Consider the following 19215-nt stretch of genomic DNA (forward strand, 5'->3'; position numbering starts at 1 on the left):
ACACTTGCATCATTGATACATGGTGCTACTCCTGTTAAAGTATATGTAAAAGTATTGATTGAAGAAGCTCCAACTGCTGGGATAAATGTTCCCGCAGTAGCATCAAACGTTCCTCCTGTTCCTAAAGATCTTGTCCAAACACCACCGGCTTGTTCACCTGTAATTAGTGAGAATAAATCAATAACCGCAGTACTTGTTTCACAAACTGTAGTTGCGCCATCCGTTCCTGCAATTGGTTGTGGGTTAATTGTTACAGAAGCCACACTAAAGTCGTTCACACATGGTGCTGCTCCTGTTAAAGTATATTCAAAAGTTGAGTTTGAAGCGCCAACTGCTGGTGTAAATGTACCCGCTGCTGCATTAAACACTCCACCTGAACCACCTGTTCTTGTCCAAACACCACCGGCTTGTTCTCCTGTGATTAATGAGAATAAATCAATGGCTGTAGTGCTTGTTTCACAAACTGTAGTTGAACCGTCTGTTCCGGCTTGTGGAGGTGTGTTAACAGTAATAGTTACATTTCCAGATGCAGTATTTGAACAAACTGGAGTTGTATTAATTACAATATTTACCAAACTATAAGTTGTTGTTACAGTTGGAGAAACAGAAAAAGATCCATTTCCTGAACCATCTAAAAGAACTGAATAATTAGTTACTCCGTCCGTAAATGTAACAGTTGCATTAGCAGTACCTGTAAAATTTAAATTCGTAGATGAACCATTACAAATTGATGTAGTTCCTGTAAAACTAGTTACTGTTGGTTGTGCTACTATAGTAATTGTTACCGAATCATTTTCTAATTTGGTACAATTTGGAGTAACAGTAAAAACATTTACTAATTGATAGGTTTGATTTGATACTAATGCTGCTGTAGTAATACTAGCTGTACCAGAATTGTTTAATAATATTGTTTGATCAGCACCTCCATTAACTTTGTAAGTTACTGTTGTATTTGGTGTTCCAGTAAATGTAACTACTACAGAAGATCCAGAACAAACTGCAGCATTATTTACAGCAATATCAGCAAATAATACGTCTTGAACTGTAAATGTACTTGTAACGTTCACATTAGAAGTACAATTTGGTGGATTTGAATCCGTAATACTAGTTATTAAAACGGTATAATTACCTGGAGTTAACCCTGATAAATTTACTTGTTGTTGACCCGTATTGTCTAAAATAACAGTTTGATTAGCACCACCATTAATTGTATAATTTATTATTGCATTTGCTAATCCATTGAACGTTAACGTTTGAACACCATCAGAACAAATTGTCCCATTATTAGAAACAGTTGGTGCTGGTGGAGCTGAAACAGTTATCGTAACAGATGAATTTATAACTTGATTACAAAGAGTTGCATTAGAGCTATCTACAATTTTAACTTGAATTAATTTATATGTTGTAGTAACAGTTAATGGTGAAATAATTTGAAATACTCCAGTTGCATCTAAAGTTGCAGTTTGAGTAGTACCATTATTAATATTATATTCGATAATTGAATTTGGAGTTCCATTAAATGTTACAATTCCATTGTTATTTGGACAAATAGTTGGTGTAGGTGTTGTAACAGAAGCATTAGGAACTTGATAAACTTTTAACTGAAAACTAGTAATTGTAAAACACCCTGAAAAATTATTTCTAACGCGTGCATAAATAGTTTGCGGATTAGAAGTATTACCATATAAATTTGGCAAAGGTGATGTTCCATCTGTTGCATCAGCAATATTTGTATGAAAAGTAATTGTATTGTTTACTAAATCAGGATTTATTTGTGGTCGTAAACTATTTAAATCGAAAATTCCAACGTTTGGTGTAACACTACATGATTTAATTTCACCAATAGAATTAGCAGTTGGAGGCACGGCAAAAGCGCCACCAGTATCCATTGCTGTTCCTGTCCATTGTAATTGAAATCCTCCATCTCCAACTGGTCTATCTATAGCAATATAATAAGATTCACCTGGTAATACATTTAACCAACGAACAAATCCAGTACCATTTGCTCCTGGTCCTGCAGTTGTAGTTAAAGGAGTGGCAGCCATTCCTGTTACATTACTGGTAAGTCCAGCCATTAGTGGATTTGTAGTACAACATCTAATCGGTGAACCTAAACTATTACAAGGTTTATTTGGTCCGTAAACCCAAAAATCATAATCTACTACCAATGCTGGATTTGTAGGAATTAAATTAAAACCTAGCGTTCCTCCATTTACAATATTTATTTTTATCCAAATAGAATTATGTTCCATTCCACTACATCCAGCTACTTCCTGAATAGTACCTATACCGGATGAATTAGAACTAAAGGTTCCATTTCCACAAATTGTAATTGCATTTACACAATCATTAGGTTGTTGTGCATAAAGTACAGTTGTGATAAATAAAAATAAAATAAGCGTTTTTAATCGTTTCATTTGGGTTTTCTTTAAATTGGAATAACTAATCTTAAAAAATAAGATTAGTTATTCCTTTTATCTTTAATATATTTTGAATAAAAGAATAAGTATATCAATCTTATTTCTTCATTATAATAAATTCAGAACGTCTGTTGATTGCATTTTCTTCATCAGTACAGTTTCCGCCACATTTAATTTTAGGTTCAGTATTTCCGAAACCTTTACCTGAAATTCGTTCTTTTTTAATTCCTCTTGAAATTAAGTATTGAACCGTTGATTGAGCACGTTGCTCAGATAATTTTAAATTATATTTTGCATTACCTTTTGAATCGGTATGTGATTTAACAGCAATTACCATTGATGGATTTTCATTCATGATAGTAACTAATTTATCTAACTGAATTGCTCCAGAAGGCGTAATATTAGATTTATCAAATTCGAAATAAACATCACCTAAAAGTACTTCTTTATCCGTTATAATGATTTCATTTGGTACTAATTGAATTGGTAATTCTAATTGACTTTCACTAGATCTACTAATTGGATAACTAACTTTTTGATAATTTAAAGCAGAAACTTGAATCGAATAGGAATTATCACAATTCATTTGATATAATGTTTTACCTAAATTATTTGTTTCTAAAGTACTAACCACTTCATTTTTATCATTTAAGATAGTAACCGTTGCATTTTCAATTGCTTTACCTGTTTTAGAATCAGTAATGAATGGAATTAAATCTGTACCACAAATTGGAGATGCTTGAAAAATGGCATCAGTTCCATTTCTATTAGAAGCAAAAAATGCAACTTTTTGTTTTGAATTAAAACTAAATGAAAAGTCATCATTTTCTGTATTAACCGGTTTACCAACATTAATAATTGAACTTGAAGTTTTATTTAAATCAATTTTAAAAACATCTAATCCTCCTAAACCTGGCCAACCTGTTGAAGCAAAGTATAATTCGTTTCCATCTGAAATAAATGGAAATGCTTCTCGAGATGGCGTATTAACTTTTGTACCTAAATTTTCAGGTTTACCGTATCCATTTTCTGTAATTGCAATCTTCCAGATATCAGATTCTCCAATTCCACCTGGCATATTTGAAGTAAAATATAACGTTTTACCATCTTTACTTAAACTTGGGTGACTTACCGAATAAGATGTACTATTTACAGGTAACGCTTCTTTTATTTCCCATTTTCCGTTAACTTTTATAGCTCTGTAAATTCCTAATTGCCCAACTTTTACATTGTTTTTAGTATCTTTTTCATACATTTTTGTACTGTGACCGTCACGAGCAAAAAACATAGTATTTCCATCATCGCTAATAGCTACTGGTCCGTCGTGAAAAGCCGAATTTAATTCTTTCACTTCTTCAGCTTTAGAAAAAGTTCCATCATCATTTTTAGTAGCTCTAAATATATCGATATAAGGTACATTAGACCATTTATCAACTTTAGTTGTATTTCTTGTACTTACAAAATATAACTCATTGTTATTTGTTAAAACTGGTCCGAAATCATTGCTTTTATTAGCAGCGATATTGGTATTTGTTACAGTAAATAATGCCTTTGCATTATCTAAAGTAGTTTTATAATTTTGGTTTTTATTAAATTCTTTAGCTCTAACATCGTTGGGAAGCAAATTTGAAAATTTATTCATTTGAACATTTGCTTCTGCATATTTCCCTAAAGATTTTAATACTTGTGCATATTTAAAAATCGACTCAGGATTAACATCACCTTGCATGGCTTTTTCATACCATTTTGCAGCTTCAGTAGTATTATAAATATGATAATAACTATCAGCTAAATTTTGATAAACTTGCTGATTGCCTTGTTTATTATTAATTGCTTGAAGATAAGATTCAATTGCACCTACATATTGATACGATTCAAAAAGTTGATTGGCTTTTTGAACAGCTGTATTTTGAGATACTGCAATTCCTGATAAAAGAATTAATCCTAATGTGATATATGTTTTTTTCATTATTTTCAATGTTATTTTTAGAAAAATCTAGGTGAAACTGATACTTTTTTCATCGAATTCAAATCGAACAACAACATAAACTCATGTGATGCTGGTGTAGTAACATTTAAATCTGAAACGATATGATCATAAGCATAACCAATTCTTAAACTTGGAGTAATTGCAAAATTAACCATCGCTCCAAATGAATCTTCTAATCGATAGGTTAAACCTGCTTCAAATTTCTCATAAAATAAAGCATTTGCAGATAAATCAACTGAGATTGGTGAGTTAAATGCTGATTTAGCCATAAATGATGGTTTAAATTTTGTATTTTGAGAAAGATCAAATACATACCCTCCAGTAACAAAAAAGTGTTGTTTATCACTACCAAATTGGTATTCTTTACCATCTTCTTTCAACACTAAATGTTTAGCTTCTAACATATTTGGAACAGAAGCCGCAACATAATATTTCTTAGTATAATAAAATAATCCCGATCCAATATTAAAATAAACATTGCTCGAATTTTCTCTAAAAGCAACATCATTTGGTTGTGGTACAAATCCGTTTCCAATTTCACTGTATAATCCTACTTTATGAAAAGTTAAACCCGATTTTAAACCAAAAGCTAACTTGTTATCATTACCTAAATTTAGAGTATATGAAAAATCTCCATAAATGTTATTTTCTTCTACTGGTCCGATTTTATCTGAAATTGCAGAAATACCTAATCCCACATTTTTTCCAACTGGACTATGTACAGATAAAGTTGCCGATTCTGGTGCTCCTTCTACATTAACCCATTGTTGTCTGTATAATAATCCAATAGATAGATTTTCTTTAGAACCTGCATAAGCTGGATTCATTACATTCATATTATACATATATTGTGTATAATGCGGATCTTGTTGCGCTTGTAATTTAAAGGCAAATAAGGAAATAATTACAATTGCTATTATTTTATTTTTCATATATAAATTTTCTTTTAATTGGAATATGAAATCTCTTGTAAATAAAAGTTTCATAATTTTAAGTGTAAAGTTTAAAATCAGCCTGCTTAAATAAATTTAAACAGACTGATACTTAACCAACTATTTAATATTGTCTAATTACATAAACCCAACCTGTAACAGCTTTTCCATTTTCAAATCTTATGCTGTAGAAGTATGTTCCGTCTGGTAAGTGTTTACCATCATTAGTACTTCCTGCGAATTGATTGGTATAATTTCCACTGAAAGAAAATACTTTCATTCCATAACGATTAACAATAGTTAATTCTTTTACACCTAAACCTGTTAAATCAAAAGTATCGTTATCACCATCACCGTTAGGAGAAATTCCTTTTGGTATCATTCCGCAACTGTTTCCGTCAATTGTAATTTGTTCAGAATTTAAACATCCTTCAGAATCAACAATAACTGTAAAAGTTAATGGGAATGTTAAAGTAGGATTTTGAGTTAAATATTCACTTACATTAAATTGTGAAGTATTATTTCCAATAAATCCTCCATTATCATCTTGCCAAGTATAATCAACATTAGATAAGTCTGATCCATTTGTTGGAACTACATTTAATATCATCATTTGGTTTTCACAAACATTCTCAATAGCAAATGTTGCTTCATTTACGATACTAATGTTAGTAGAAGATGAACCACTATCCACACATCCATTCGCTGGAAGGTTATAATTGATTACATAATTTCCAACTGCACTTCCAAGTAAATTAATGGCTCCTGTTGAAGCATTAATTGATAATCCAGAAGGTGTTGCACTAAATGTACCACCTGATGTAAATCCATTAGCAGGAACCAATACTGGATTCGCTCCATTTGCGCAATAAACAGTATTATCATATGCAAATTGAACTTCTGGAGTGATTAATTGATTTACAATTACATCAATTGGAACTCTTGGTCCTACACATCCTAATCCATTTACTAATGCAACATAATATGTTGTTGTACCAGCAGTTGTTGTTGATGGAACTGGAGCATTTACATCACCTGTACCATTAACTGGTACTGTATACCAAATTAAAGTATAACCAGATGGTGCAGTTGCAGTTAATGCAGTAGCTGTTTGCGAAGTACAATAAGTTACTGGTGAAACAACAGTTGGAACCTCAGTAACTCCTAAACGCGTAATTGTTACTGGTTTTTCACAGTAGCGAGTTTTCCAAATAAATGTATAAACTCCAGGAGTATCAATTCCATTAATAGCTGTTGTCATACTTGTTGGATTAACAATTGTTGCTACAGAAGGATTTGAAGCCCCTGCAACCCATTGTCCAACTCCAATTGCTTCTACATTCATGCTAGATTGAGTACAATCTAAAGTTGTATCAGCCGTTAATACATCTGTATTTGCTTTAAAATTAGCTGCATCTAAAAGATGACCAATTGCATATCCTCTTGTACGGAAAATAAAGCGTGTTGTATTTTGACCTGTTGGTACATTATAAGTTCCTTGAATGAAATCCCAATTTGTACTGTTTGCAAAATCTTCAGTTACAAGTGTGAACGGACCATTAACAGGACCTGCCCATAATTCAACTGTTGTTCCATTTGATCTTGTAGCAGATGCAAAGCTATAATCCATTTTGATAATTTCTGAAGTATCAAAATCTTTATATAATCCTTTAATATTTGGATCTGATGGATTCCATAAAGAAGTATTATCTTGAACTAATTGAATACACTGACCTCCAGAATATGGTGATAAACCACCCGTTGAATTTGATCCTTCATGGAAGAACATTGTTCCCCAATCTGTATTTGTCTTCCATCCTGGTACAACTGCATCATCAATAATAGTACTTACTCCTGTTACAAATTGCATTGGTAATTTTTCAAAATCATAATTAAATGCATCCATATCACATAAATCTGTTGGAGTAGTAATACAAATGTGGAATGTTTTATTATTTGTAATTACATCATTTAATTTTAATCTGATTTTATAAGTTTTTCCAACAACTAATTCATTTGAATATGTTGTTACGAAAGAATTATTATCACTACATCCTTTTTCAACTAAAGAACCATCAGTTTGTACCTCATAAAGTGACATAATAATTTTTGGCCATGGACCTTCATATGATGAATCATAATAACTTCCAGGAGCAAAATCGCTTAATTCAATAATATGAACTCTTGAAGTTGCAACAAAATCGTACCAAATATCTCCTCCATTCACACCAGAACAAGATGTTGGTGTCGTAGATGGTGTTGCTCCAATGAAAGTTGCATCAACTCCTGAAACTTGACAATTTGAACCTGTATTAGGAATTAATCTTAAAGCAGTTGAAGCTTCGTCATTTCTAATAAATGTTTTTGGTCCGAACCAGTAACTTTTATTCGTATTACTACAAATTGCACGAACAAAATATTCATAAGTACCAGCAGTTCCATTTACGAAATCAGTTGCTACTGGAGTATATGTTGGTGAATTTACAATTTGACCTGATTGTGGTAACGTTCCATTATTCAATGGTTGAATAAATACTTCCCATTGAGTTTCTGAACCACCGGGTGTCCAGCTTAATACACCTTGATTACTAACTGTTAAGTTTGTAGGTGTCGGACAAGTAATAGTTCCACAACTAGCGAAACCAGTATAAATATTTGTGTTAACGGTACCTAATCCTAATGGACTTGTCCAAACCACAGTTCCTGTTTGATCTTTAACAATAATTTGAGCTTGTGAATATTGTAATCCACTTCCCATTCCGTCCCAATATAAATTGAATTCTACACCAGAACATAAGAATACTGGATAATCAATAATTGTTTGTCCGAAACCTGGAAACTCTAATTCTTGAACCACTACTCCATTTTGCATTACATTTACACTTTGTGTAACTTGTCCTGTGTTTCCGCTAATTGTTGAAATAGTATATTCACAAACATTTGCAAAATCACAACGAGTAGTAAATTCGAATGGTCCAACCCAAGTACTTTGAGAAGTTCCACTACAAATAGCTCTTACATAATAATGATATTTTGTAGCAGGCGTTAATCCATTAATAGTAAATGGATGAGTTGTTGTTGTATATAAATAAGCTGGTAAAGTATTTCCTACCGGCGCTGGTGTTCCAAAAGGTTGTAATGAAATTTCCCATGAAGTTTCAGAACCAGTTGATTCCCAATTAACCTGTACAGAAGTATCAATAATATTAGTTGATGAAACATTAATTACTGAAGGACAAGCAGGGATATCTTCTACAATAACATTGTCAATAAATGTAAATTGACCTCTATAATTCCAAGGATTTGGTGGGAAAAACGGAGTATGGAATCCAATATTAATATTAGTATTACCAGTAATACCAGTTAAATTAATAACTTTTTCTCTTACCGTTGTATTGTTAATTACTTCATGAACGAAAGTTACATTTAATGGACCTGCAGCAGTTACAACCGCATTTGCAGAAATAGTAATAGTATTTCCATTAATAGCAGTAACAGTTGAAGCATAAGGTATAACCCAACCTGGAATATCAACTCTATCACCAATTAAAACTCCATTTGTAGAAGTCATTGTAATAGTATTTGTACCTGCAACAGTACCTGTAGCATCCGTTGGAATTACTTTATTATTTTCATATAAAATAGTATTGAATTGATTAGTTGCTACTCCATTTACAGAAAGCATAACTTTTAAATCTTCTTCAAAATCGCTACTATAAGTTTTATAGAAGAAACGTAATCTTTGTCCGGCATGAGCAGATAATGTTGGAGAAATTAACCAATCATTATTTGCACCATTCATACCTGTAAATAAAGCAGCCATTTGGTCACCACCAATTGGGTTTACAGTTTGATTTAAATTCCAATCATTTCCATCACCATTTGCATTTACGATAGTCCAACATGTTTCAGTTGTAGTATTTGAATCGAATGTTTCGATAAATGGAGTTGGAATTGCATTACATGTTGTTCTAAATTTAAATGGTCCAACCCAAGTACTATTATCAGTTGCACAAATAGCTCTAACATAATACTCATATGCTGTATCCGGTAATAAATTTGTAACATTATAAGTTGGAGTACCATTTACAGTAGTCCCAGAACCTGTTGGGATTCCAGTTCCATTTTCTTGTACTACAATTTGCCATTGAGTTTCAGCATAACCTGCAGTCCAACTTAAAGTTGCAGTTGTTTGAGCAATATTAGAAGCTGTTAAAGCTATTGGATTCGGACAAGGTGGTGCATCATCGATAATTACATTATCAATCATTACAATACCTGTATCAGAAGGGTTTTGCATATTTGGAGGTAATCTGAAAGCAATATAAGTTGTTCCAGTACCTGTAAACAATACTGTATCCTGAGCATAATCATTATTTGTAAAATCATGTGAAGGAATCAATACAGTATATGTTGAAAAATTAGGAGTTGAAGACATTAACACTTCAAAATTTCCTCTTGGAGTTGGGAAAAATGGTGAAGTTACAACTCTATAATCAAAACGTAATCTTTTAACGCCAACAGCATTTACAGGAACAGTTATTAACCAATCATCATAAGAAGAAAATGGTGTAAACATGTTAGTTGGTTGAGGCCAAATTCTTGCTTCAGTAGCATCGATAGTCCATTTAGCTACATCTCCGTTAGCATTATTAGTAGACCAACAAAACTTTTTAGTTGTTGGATCTGTATTGTCTAAACTTTCATAATATGGTAAATTTTGAGCAATACATAAAGTATTAAAGTTTATTGGTCCTACCCAGATACTTTGATCTACAGCATTACAATAAGCTCTCATATAAAACTCATATTGAGTAGAAGGATTTAATCCTGTTATGGTATATGGATTTGTGTTAACAATGTTCACAACAGCCCCAGGTACAAAAGTTCCTGTTGGAACACCAGAACCTAAAGGCTGTGCTACTAATTGCCATTGTGTGTTGTTGTATCCATTAGTCCAAGAAACATTAACAGAATTCGTCGTAATAGAACCTGGAGTTACCACAGGATAACTTGGTTCAGAACATGCTGGTAAATCTTCAACATAAACATCATCCAGATAAAACTGAACTCCTGTTTGTTGAGCTCCTGCTGGTAAAATCCAAGCAAGATTGATATCCCCAGTAATATTTGGTAGTGGAACTGTCATTTCCACAAAATTATAACCAGTAGAGTATTGTGCTAAAGGAACGATTGTAGTTGTAAAACTTTGAGCACCAATACCTGTTGTAGACATTTTAATTTCAAAAGAACATGGTCCACCAATAGGATTATTAGCGCTTGATCCCCAGTTTCCGTAATTATTATATTTAAAACGTAATCTTTTTTGAGTAACTCCGTCTAAATGAAATGTTGGAGAAATTAAAATATCGTTTGTATTATTTAATGCATTACTAACACGTAATTTTGCTACAGTACCATTCGGACCACCTAGTGCAGTTCCACCAATGCTAAAGAAGTCGGCATCATTATTTAAATTGATTTGAGACCAACAAGCATCATTAAGTGTTGCTTCGTTAAAAGGGGCATAATATGGTAATGGAACAATGTTACATGGTGTTCTAAAAGCTAATGGAGCAGCCCAAGGACCTGGAGTACCACCACAAACTGAACGAACATATAAATTATAATCTGTAGCTGGAGTTAAAACTCCTGAAGGATTATTTGTATTTGTAAGGGTGTTTAATAAAGTTGTTGAACCAGTTGGTGCTCCAGCAGAAACAGGTAAAGCAACATATTGCCATTCACTTACTAAATTCCCAACGTTAGCCCAAGAAAAATTAGCACTTGTTTGAGTTAAATTATTATAAGTAGATCCAGATGGCGAAGGCGCTGGACACGTTGCACCACTAACAACAAAATTAAAACATATACTTGCGTTTGAAGAATATGGATATGGCGACGACATAACAATAATATATGTTTGACCTCCCACTACATAAAAATCGTCAATTTGACCAACCCAAGTACCATAATTTGCACCACTAGTTTGAGTCAAAGTAGAAGCCATACAACTTACACCAACATTTGCACAACCATTAAATACCGTAATACTTGAAGAAGCATTGTAACATGCATTCGTTCCACCACCAGATACATTAGTAACTGTTTGTTTAATATTAATTAAACCTGTTGTTGTTGGAGTATATGAAAAGAATAAGTGATTTCCAGATAATTGATTACTTGTACTATTTGGAAAACAGTTTGATCCAATTGTAGTATATGCCGTATAATCAGTTGCAGAAAAATAATTGGCTAAATTTGAGTTTAAAACATATGGTGTTGTAGATACATTCGAAGGAATTACAACAGGAGAACCACAATTTAAACCAAGTATTGAGGTTTGTATATTGAATGGTCCTGCCCATAAACTGGCAGTTGAAGCATCACAAACTGTTTTGATATAAACATCATAATTTGTTCCATCAACTAATGGGTTTCCGTTAGTTAATGTTGTAGTATTAAAAGTTGTTCCAGAAACAGGAGTACCAGAAGCGGCAATACCTGCATTATCTGCAACAATCTGAATTTCAAAATTTGTAGCTGTAGGATGTGTCCAGTTAATTAATGCACTATTTGCAGACATAGTAGAATTGATACCTGTAACTTTAGCACAGCTTTCAATAACTCTGATATTATCTACAAACCAACTGTCCCCTACTGTATTTGAATTACCCGCAACTTGATTCGTAACAGCCACAAAAGCAATGTGTACTGGAACACCTGCAGGAAGGTCTGGAAGAGTAACTATTTTTTCTTCCCATGTAGTTGCTGAAACATTTAAATTTGCTTCAGTCCAAGATTGTAATAAAACGTTAAAACTAGCAAGTGTTGGCTGTGCAGCAGTTGATAATCTTAACTCGAAAGTTGTTCCTCTATTCACAAAACTTCCTTGTTTTGTAAAAAAGCGAACTTCAGTAACTTGAGGAGTAGTAAATTGAGGTGTTATTAAAAAGTATTCAGCAGTAGTTCCTACAGTATTATTTAATGAAGGATTTACTACTGCACCTGGAGTACTTAAATATCCTCCAGTAGCTGTTGTAGGAGCCCAGTTGTTTGTAACAACAGGATTACTATCAATCAACCATGTAGCAGGTATTCCACTATTAAAATTTTCTAATGTTGGAAATTGTGCAAATGCAGCATTTGAAAATAATCCAAATGAAAATAGCATTAAAATACTTGCTTCAAAGCTTCTTCTCTTTTGAGAAATAAACTTTGAAGAAAATATTTTCTTTAAAATTGATACCTTTTTTTGCATTTTTAAGTATTTAAAAATTATAGAGATTGAGAAAAATAAGTGAGGCAATAGAATATTGCCCCACTTACTATATTACTTATTTCTTGATTACTTTAAAGTTTTGAACATTTTGTTCAGAATAAACTTTTACTAAATAAGTTTCAGTATTTAAATCACTTAAATCAATTTGTATTTCATTTGAATTAGTGTTTATTACTTTAACTTTTTGTCCAATAATATTGAATACTTCTACTTTAGAAATTACATCTTTAGCAGTGATATTTAATTTGTTTTGTACTGGATTTGGATAGAAATTTAATTGAGTTAAATCGAAATTTTCATTTCCTAATACAACTGTAACTGTAACTGCTAAAGCAGAACTTGTACAAGTACCATTTGTTGAAACTGCATAATAAGTAGTATTGTCAGTTAAAACTGTTCCTGGTAAAATTGCATTAGTATTATTTGTAGCATCTAAAGCAGATGGATACCAAATAATTCCTGTACCTGATACTACGATATCTTCAATAGTTACATCAGATGCTACACCACCATTTAAAACTTGATTTGAAGCTCCAGTTGGTGTTGGTGGAGTTGTTGGTGCAACGTTAATTGTAACTGAAGCAGCACTTGAAATACAACCAGCAACTGTATTTTTAACAGTTACATTGTACGTTCCTGATGTAACTCCTGTGAAAGTTGTACTTGTTTGATAGTTAGTACCATCAATACTATATTCTAAATTAGCACCTGTTGGAGCAGTTACTTCAATTGTTCCTGTTGCCACTGAACAAGTTGGTTGAGCAGTTGCACTAGCAATAGGATTCGGAACATTAATAACTGTTGCAGTAACTGGTATTCTTACAGATTCACAAATTTCATCAAATGTTAAATTATGGAAACAGTTAGTAGTATTTGAAGTTGTAACAATTGCATCACTTAAAGCTGAAACATTTCCTGTTAAACGTAACGGACCTGCAGTTGGATAAGTAATTGTAGCAGTACTATTACCTAAAGTGTTAGATGTTCCAATTAATCCATTAGTAGCTAATAATCTATAACCTGTTCCTGGAGGAATGTTATAATTTAAATTAACAACTTGAGAAGTAGATCCTACAGTTCCTGTTACTAAAGTTGGAATAAAAGTAACTGGAGATGTACCTGCTACGATGTTACCATTAGCATCATATAAAGTAATTGTAATTGGTGTTAAAGCAGCAGTATTTTTAGGATAAACTGTTACTGTTTTTAATTTTAATTTATTAGTTACATCAAAAGCAATACCTTTAAATAAAGCAGAAGAAACTGAAGAACCTAGATATGCTAAAGTATTTACTGAACCAGTAGAAACACTTTCAGAAGAAACATAATAAGTTGTAGTTGAAGTAACAGTTGGATTATATGTTGTACCAGTTGTTACTAAATTTCCATTAATTTCCGCATCATACCAATTAATAACTGCTGCACCATTAGCTACTAAATTAGCTGTTTCTCCTGGACATAAAGTGTCATCTGTTCCAGTTACTACTGGTGCAGAAGTTGAAACTAAAACTGGTGTAGAGGTACCTGAATTTGAAGAACAAGTAACAATACATTGGTAAGAAGTATTTCTTGTTGGTGTAATAACTAATGTTGAAGATGTTGCACTTGAAATATCTGTCCAAGTTGTTCCACCATTGATAGAACTTTGCCATTGATACGTAACTCCAGAACCTGTAGTTGCAGAAGCTAAACTTAACGTAATAGATTGTCCTAAACAAACAGAAACTGAAGAAGCTATTGTAGCTCCAGGAGTTGGTGTACCTGAACAAGCTACTCCTTCCGAATAAGAGAAGTTACCTAAGAAACCACCAGTTTGTGCTGTTGTTAAATTCATTGTATTTGGAGTTCCAGCATTGAATGTCATTGCAGAAGTAGGCGTAGAAACAATATCATAAACTCCATTTTCTGTTGCAGAATGTACAATAATATTTGAAGAAGTAAGTTGTGCATCTCCAATTCTTACATTGTATCCTGTAAAATTACCTAAAGCTCCTACTCTAGTAGCTTTCCATCTTGTTGAACTTAAATTAGATGCATTTGTAGCATTAACAGTACCAGCATTGGAATCAAAAGCTTCAACCATCAATTCTACTCCACCTGTAGAAGCAATTGAAATTGGAAGGAATTTTCCGTTTTTACCAACTGGGAATAATCTATAGTTAGTAATTGTAGCGTCAAATTTATTGGCATAAACAATTGGTCCATCAAAATATGATGTAGCATTTCCTCCAGAAAAAGCACCACTGTTAAAACTTGGATTCATAACATCTGGTACTCCACAATAAAGTGGGAAAGCAGCAGAAGTATGAACAACACCATTAGTTAAGGTAACACTGTTTACTCTAAAATTTGGAACATTAATTGTTACTCCACCAACACTTGTATTATTGATTGTTAAACCATTTACAACATAAGCATCATAACCTGAAGTTAGAGAATATTGATTAGCAAGATACGTTCCAGAACCTGAAATAGTTTGAGGAATAGTTGATGGAACAGCTGTACCATTAATAAAGTTACCTAAATATAATGAAGTACCTGCAACTGGTAAATTAAACGAACCATTATTAATAATGTTTCCTCCAACATAAACAATTGCATTTGCAAACGTTTTTCTGAATGAACTTCCTGCAGTAATTGTTAATGCATTTTGAACATTCATATTGTATGCATTATTGATATTGTTACTACCAACATTCATAAATCTGTCAGCACCATTTGGAGCATCAACAGTTAAATTACCTAATGATAATAAACCACCTAATGCTTGGAATTGACAATTGAATCCGTTAGTGATAATTGATGAATTTTGAGTTGATACTCCATCACCAATTTGTAATGTATGATTTAATCCAGCTGCATAATGATTTGCAGATGAGTAAATAAATGAACCACTAGAAAGTGTATTGAAAGGATAGAAATTCAATACTAAAGGTGTTGGTGCACCCGATTGAATTGGTTCAGAGAAAGTTACTTTAGTACCATTTACATCAGCTACAAAAGTACCCGGTAAAATTCCAGCACCTGAAACTGGCATACCCGCAACTATATTCGGATTTGCTGCAGTTAAAATTGTAGTATTAGCACCTACTGTGACAGCTGAAAAAGTTAATGTTTCTGGAGCTGTAATTGGAGAAGTTGCTAATCCTGAAACAGGAGAAGATAAAGTTACTTTACATCTGAAATTTGTAGATAACCCTGCAAATAATAAATTTGTAATTGTTGTACCTGGTTGAATTCCGTTACCTGAAACTCCTTGTCCAACAGCTAAATTCGCATTATTAGCATTTGCTTCCAATACTACTGATTGCACTCCGTTTTTCATTGAAGAAAAAGATAATGGAGTGGCAGCTGGAACTGGCGCAGAAACCGCTTGAGATAAAGTTAAAGTTACTGGAGGTGGACTACCTACAAACCCTACTGTAATTGCAGTAATTGTTGTACCTGGTAAAATATTTGCATGACCAGAAATTGTTTGTCCAACCTCAAATAAATTATATGTTCCCGTAGCCATAGTAGCTGTAGTACCAGTAATAGCTCCGTTATATGTAAAAGTACCTGAAGCACCTTCTGTATTTAAAGTATAATTTGAAATTGAAGTTCCAGAAATTGGAGTACCAATATTTACTAATGGGTCAACGATGGTAATTTTTCCACCTGTTAAATCTAAATCAGAAGTTTCAATTTTACAAGAAGTACCACCAAAAGCTACTGATGTAGCTGCATCACCATTATTATTACTATCAATAACAATATCTCCACCAGTTTGATTGAAAATACTTCCTGTTTTATGAGCTACATATCCATTAACTTTAAGGATTCCTGCAGTCATTGTATGTGTACCATAATTGTTAAATGCAGCATTGTTATTTGTACAACCAACTGTCATAGTTGTAGCACCAGCATTGTTAGTTAAAGTACCACCTTTATTAATAATTACACCTGCAGCATTTGCAGTAGTTGTAACTGTTACATTATGACCGTTAGCAATTTTAACTACATCAGTACATGTTGGTACAACTGATCCAACCCAAGTTGAAGCAGAATTCCAATCTCCTGAAGCAGCAGAAACAATTGCTGTTGATGTATTTACACTTGAAGCATCATTAACTCCAACATAAACTGGCGCTGCAGTTAAGTTAGGTATCGTTAAATCTTTTCTAAAAATGAAAGGTTGAGTTGTTCCTACTTGATGAGTTCCAGCTAAAGCAGCTGATAAATTCATTAATCTAGAAGATCCGTCTAAAGCTTCATAAGCACCACTAGCATAAACTCCTACTCTATTTGTATTTGTAGTTGCATTAGGAGCATAAATAATTGACGAAGCATTTGAAGAAGATTCTGGAGTTGAGAAAGCCCAATTTCCATTATATCTTTTGTTAATAGTATAAGCACCATCTGTTATAGAAAGGCTACCTGTTACTGTATTTGAATCTGAATAAGTAACTGCTACTTCACCTGAAGTTGCAGGAGTAGCATCAGGTAATAAATACATTGATCTATCTAAACCATTTGCACTAACAAAAGGAAACCAAAATGGTTTGTAGTTATTATCCGTTCCTGGATATTCAGAACCTGGTTGTACATCTCTTGTGTTTGAAGCAGAAATCCATTTAGAAACAGTTCCGTTTGTAAATCCATTTCCAGTAGGACAAACAAAATTTGAACCTAGAATAGAACCAAAGTTTCCTAAGACTAATCTATTACCTGAAGTAATATTTACTCTACCATTTGTTAATAATAACCCTCCATTAATTCTCACCCCGTTTACATTCCAAACAACATTTGGAGTTGCAGTAGCTGTATTATTAACTTCTAACTGGTTTAAAACACCAGCACGATTTCCAAAAGCATTAGTACCTGCAATTGATCCACCAACAAAACCTGCTGGATCTACTGAAATAGTTTGTACTGTAGATCCAATTAAAGCAAGTCTTCCCTGATAAGCTGTTGTAGAACCAAAGCTACTATCAAATCTAGCACCAGCACCTACGTCGAAATTATGACCTAATTTCAAGTATTTTCCGTTTGTACCATCATGATTATTAAATCTAGAACCTGAAGCTGCAAGATTAATATCGTTATTTACTGTAAATTCATCAATTACTGTACTTGTTGCAAATTGAATTAAAGTATTCGTACCTGCTAAAATTAAATCTTCACATCCTGAATATCTAGAATCAATCATCACAATTTCTCCATCGTTATCGATTACCGCACCATCAGCTGGTGTTGGTACTAAACCATTATCCCATGTTGAAGGTTGAGACCATAACCCAGAATGAGCACATGTAATCTCTTCTGGAATTCTAGATACAAGAGAAATATTATCAATTGCAGCTGGAGGAAGTGATCCTGCAGCAGCAGTATTTGTCCAAGCAAAAATTAATCTAAAACTAGTTCCAGCAAATGATTTTGGAATAAATGCAGTTGTTTTTGTAGTAGCAACTTGTGCTCCTGCATTAAAAGAAATTAATGTTGCACCTGGCCAATTTACTCCATAAGTACCAGAAGTTGTTACTTGAGTATTCGTTCCAGTTACAGTTTGTGTTACTGGAGCAACCCAAACTTGCCAACCTGCTCCTGAATTAGGATCAGATTTTACATCAAAAGTTAATGTCATTGCTTTTTCTGCTGAAGGAACTGTTACATCTTTGTAGAAATAAACTGTTCTTGTTGCAGGAGAACCAGCATATGAATAAGAAATACCATTGTTATTTGTAATATAAGCTGCATTACCGTTTATGGCAGCTGAAGTAGCTGTAAATGCTAAATTTTGAGCTGTACCTACAGCACTACCATTGATAGTTGCTTTAGATAAACCTAAAGCAGTACCATTAATACTAGCAACATATGTATTTACATCAATAATACCAGCAATAGGTGCAATAGCCATACCAACAGAAATGTTAGGATTAGCTGCAGCTAAAGTTAGTGAGTAAGTATTAGCACTAATAGTTGCTGTTGTTAACTGAGAAGCATTAACACTAATTCCACCTGCATATCTTCCAAATCCTAGTGTAACACCAGAAGCTGTTCCTGAAGCATTTTGAGATAAAGTTAATGTTGTACCTACAATGTTTTGAACAAAAGTATTGGTTGGAATATTTGTTCCATACACAATTTGTCCAATTGAAATATTAGCATTTGGTGCTAATAATGTTACTGTTGTAGAACCAGATGTTGTATCACCTACTGAAGTAGTTCCAGATGCAGCAGTACCTAAATACCACTTAATCGGCCCTGTACCTTCATTGGCAACTGTCCATCCGTTCGCTGCAAAAGTATTCCCTAAATTAAAACCTCCATCTGTGGCAGGATTAATTAAAGTAGTTTGAGAATACAATTCGTTTGAAAAGCAAAAAAGAAACAAAACCAATACCGTGCTGAAAAGCCAATTGGATTGTAATCTTGATTCAAAGCAATTAAATACTTTAACGCTTAGTAATTTTTCATTCATAATCATAACTTTTGGTTTGACGTTAGTGAGGTAAAATTATATATATTAATTCCTATTATAATTATCCTACTCTTTCAAAATTACTGAATTTAGAAAGTTAAATATACGAATAAAAGCTTGATTATTAAGGC

The 19215-nt window shown here is 33.0% G+C and carries 5 protein-coding genes; all 5 read right to left on the reverse strand.

Annotated elements, in window-relative coordinates; translation table 11 throughout:
* Window positions 1-2417 (reverse strand): beta strand repeat-containing protein (locus BMY86_RS09385; protein WP_394332572.1); only part of this gene is annotated, 2417 nt, incomplete at its 3' end.
* 100 nt (window positions 2418-2517) lie between these two features.
* Window positions 2518-4389, reverse strand: a complete 1872-nt coding sequence (locus BMY86_RS09390) for an OmpA family protein (protein WP_091468168.1) — start codon at window positions 4387-4389, stop codon at window positions 2518-2520.
* A 17-nt stretch (window positions 4390-4406) separates the two neighbouring features.
* Window positions 4407-5342, reverse strand: coding sequence for a PorP/SprF family type IX secretion system membrane protein (locus BMY86_RS09395; RefSeq protein ID WP_091468694.1), 936 nt, complete (start codon window positions 5340-5342; stop codon window positions 4407-4409).
* A 124-nt stretch (window positions 5343-5466) separates the two neighbouring features.
* Window positions 5467-12603, reverse strand: coding sequence for a choice-of-anchor J domain-containing protein (locus BMY86_RS09400; protein ID WP_091468171.1), 7137 nt, complete (start codon window positions 12601-12603; stop codon window positions 5467-5469).
* Between the two features lie 76 nt (window positions 12604-12679).
* The gene (locus BMY86_RS09405; protein ID WP_177177158.1) at window positions 12680-19084 is read right to left on the reverse strand and encodes a T9SS type A sorting domain-containing protein; all 6405 of its coding nucleotides are present in this window, start codon (window positions 19082-19084) and stop codon (window positions 12680-12682) included.
* Between the last annotated feature and the right edge of the window lie 131 nt (window positions 19085-19215).

Origin of the sequence: Flavobacterium urocaniciphilum, from assembly GCF_900110615.1 — a bacterium.
GTDB lineage: Bacteria > Bacteroidota > Bacteroidia > Flavobacteriales > Flavobacteriaceae > Flavobacterium > Flavobacterium urocaniciphilum.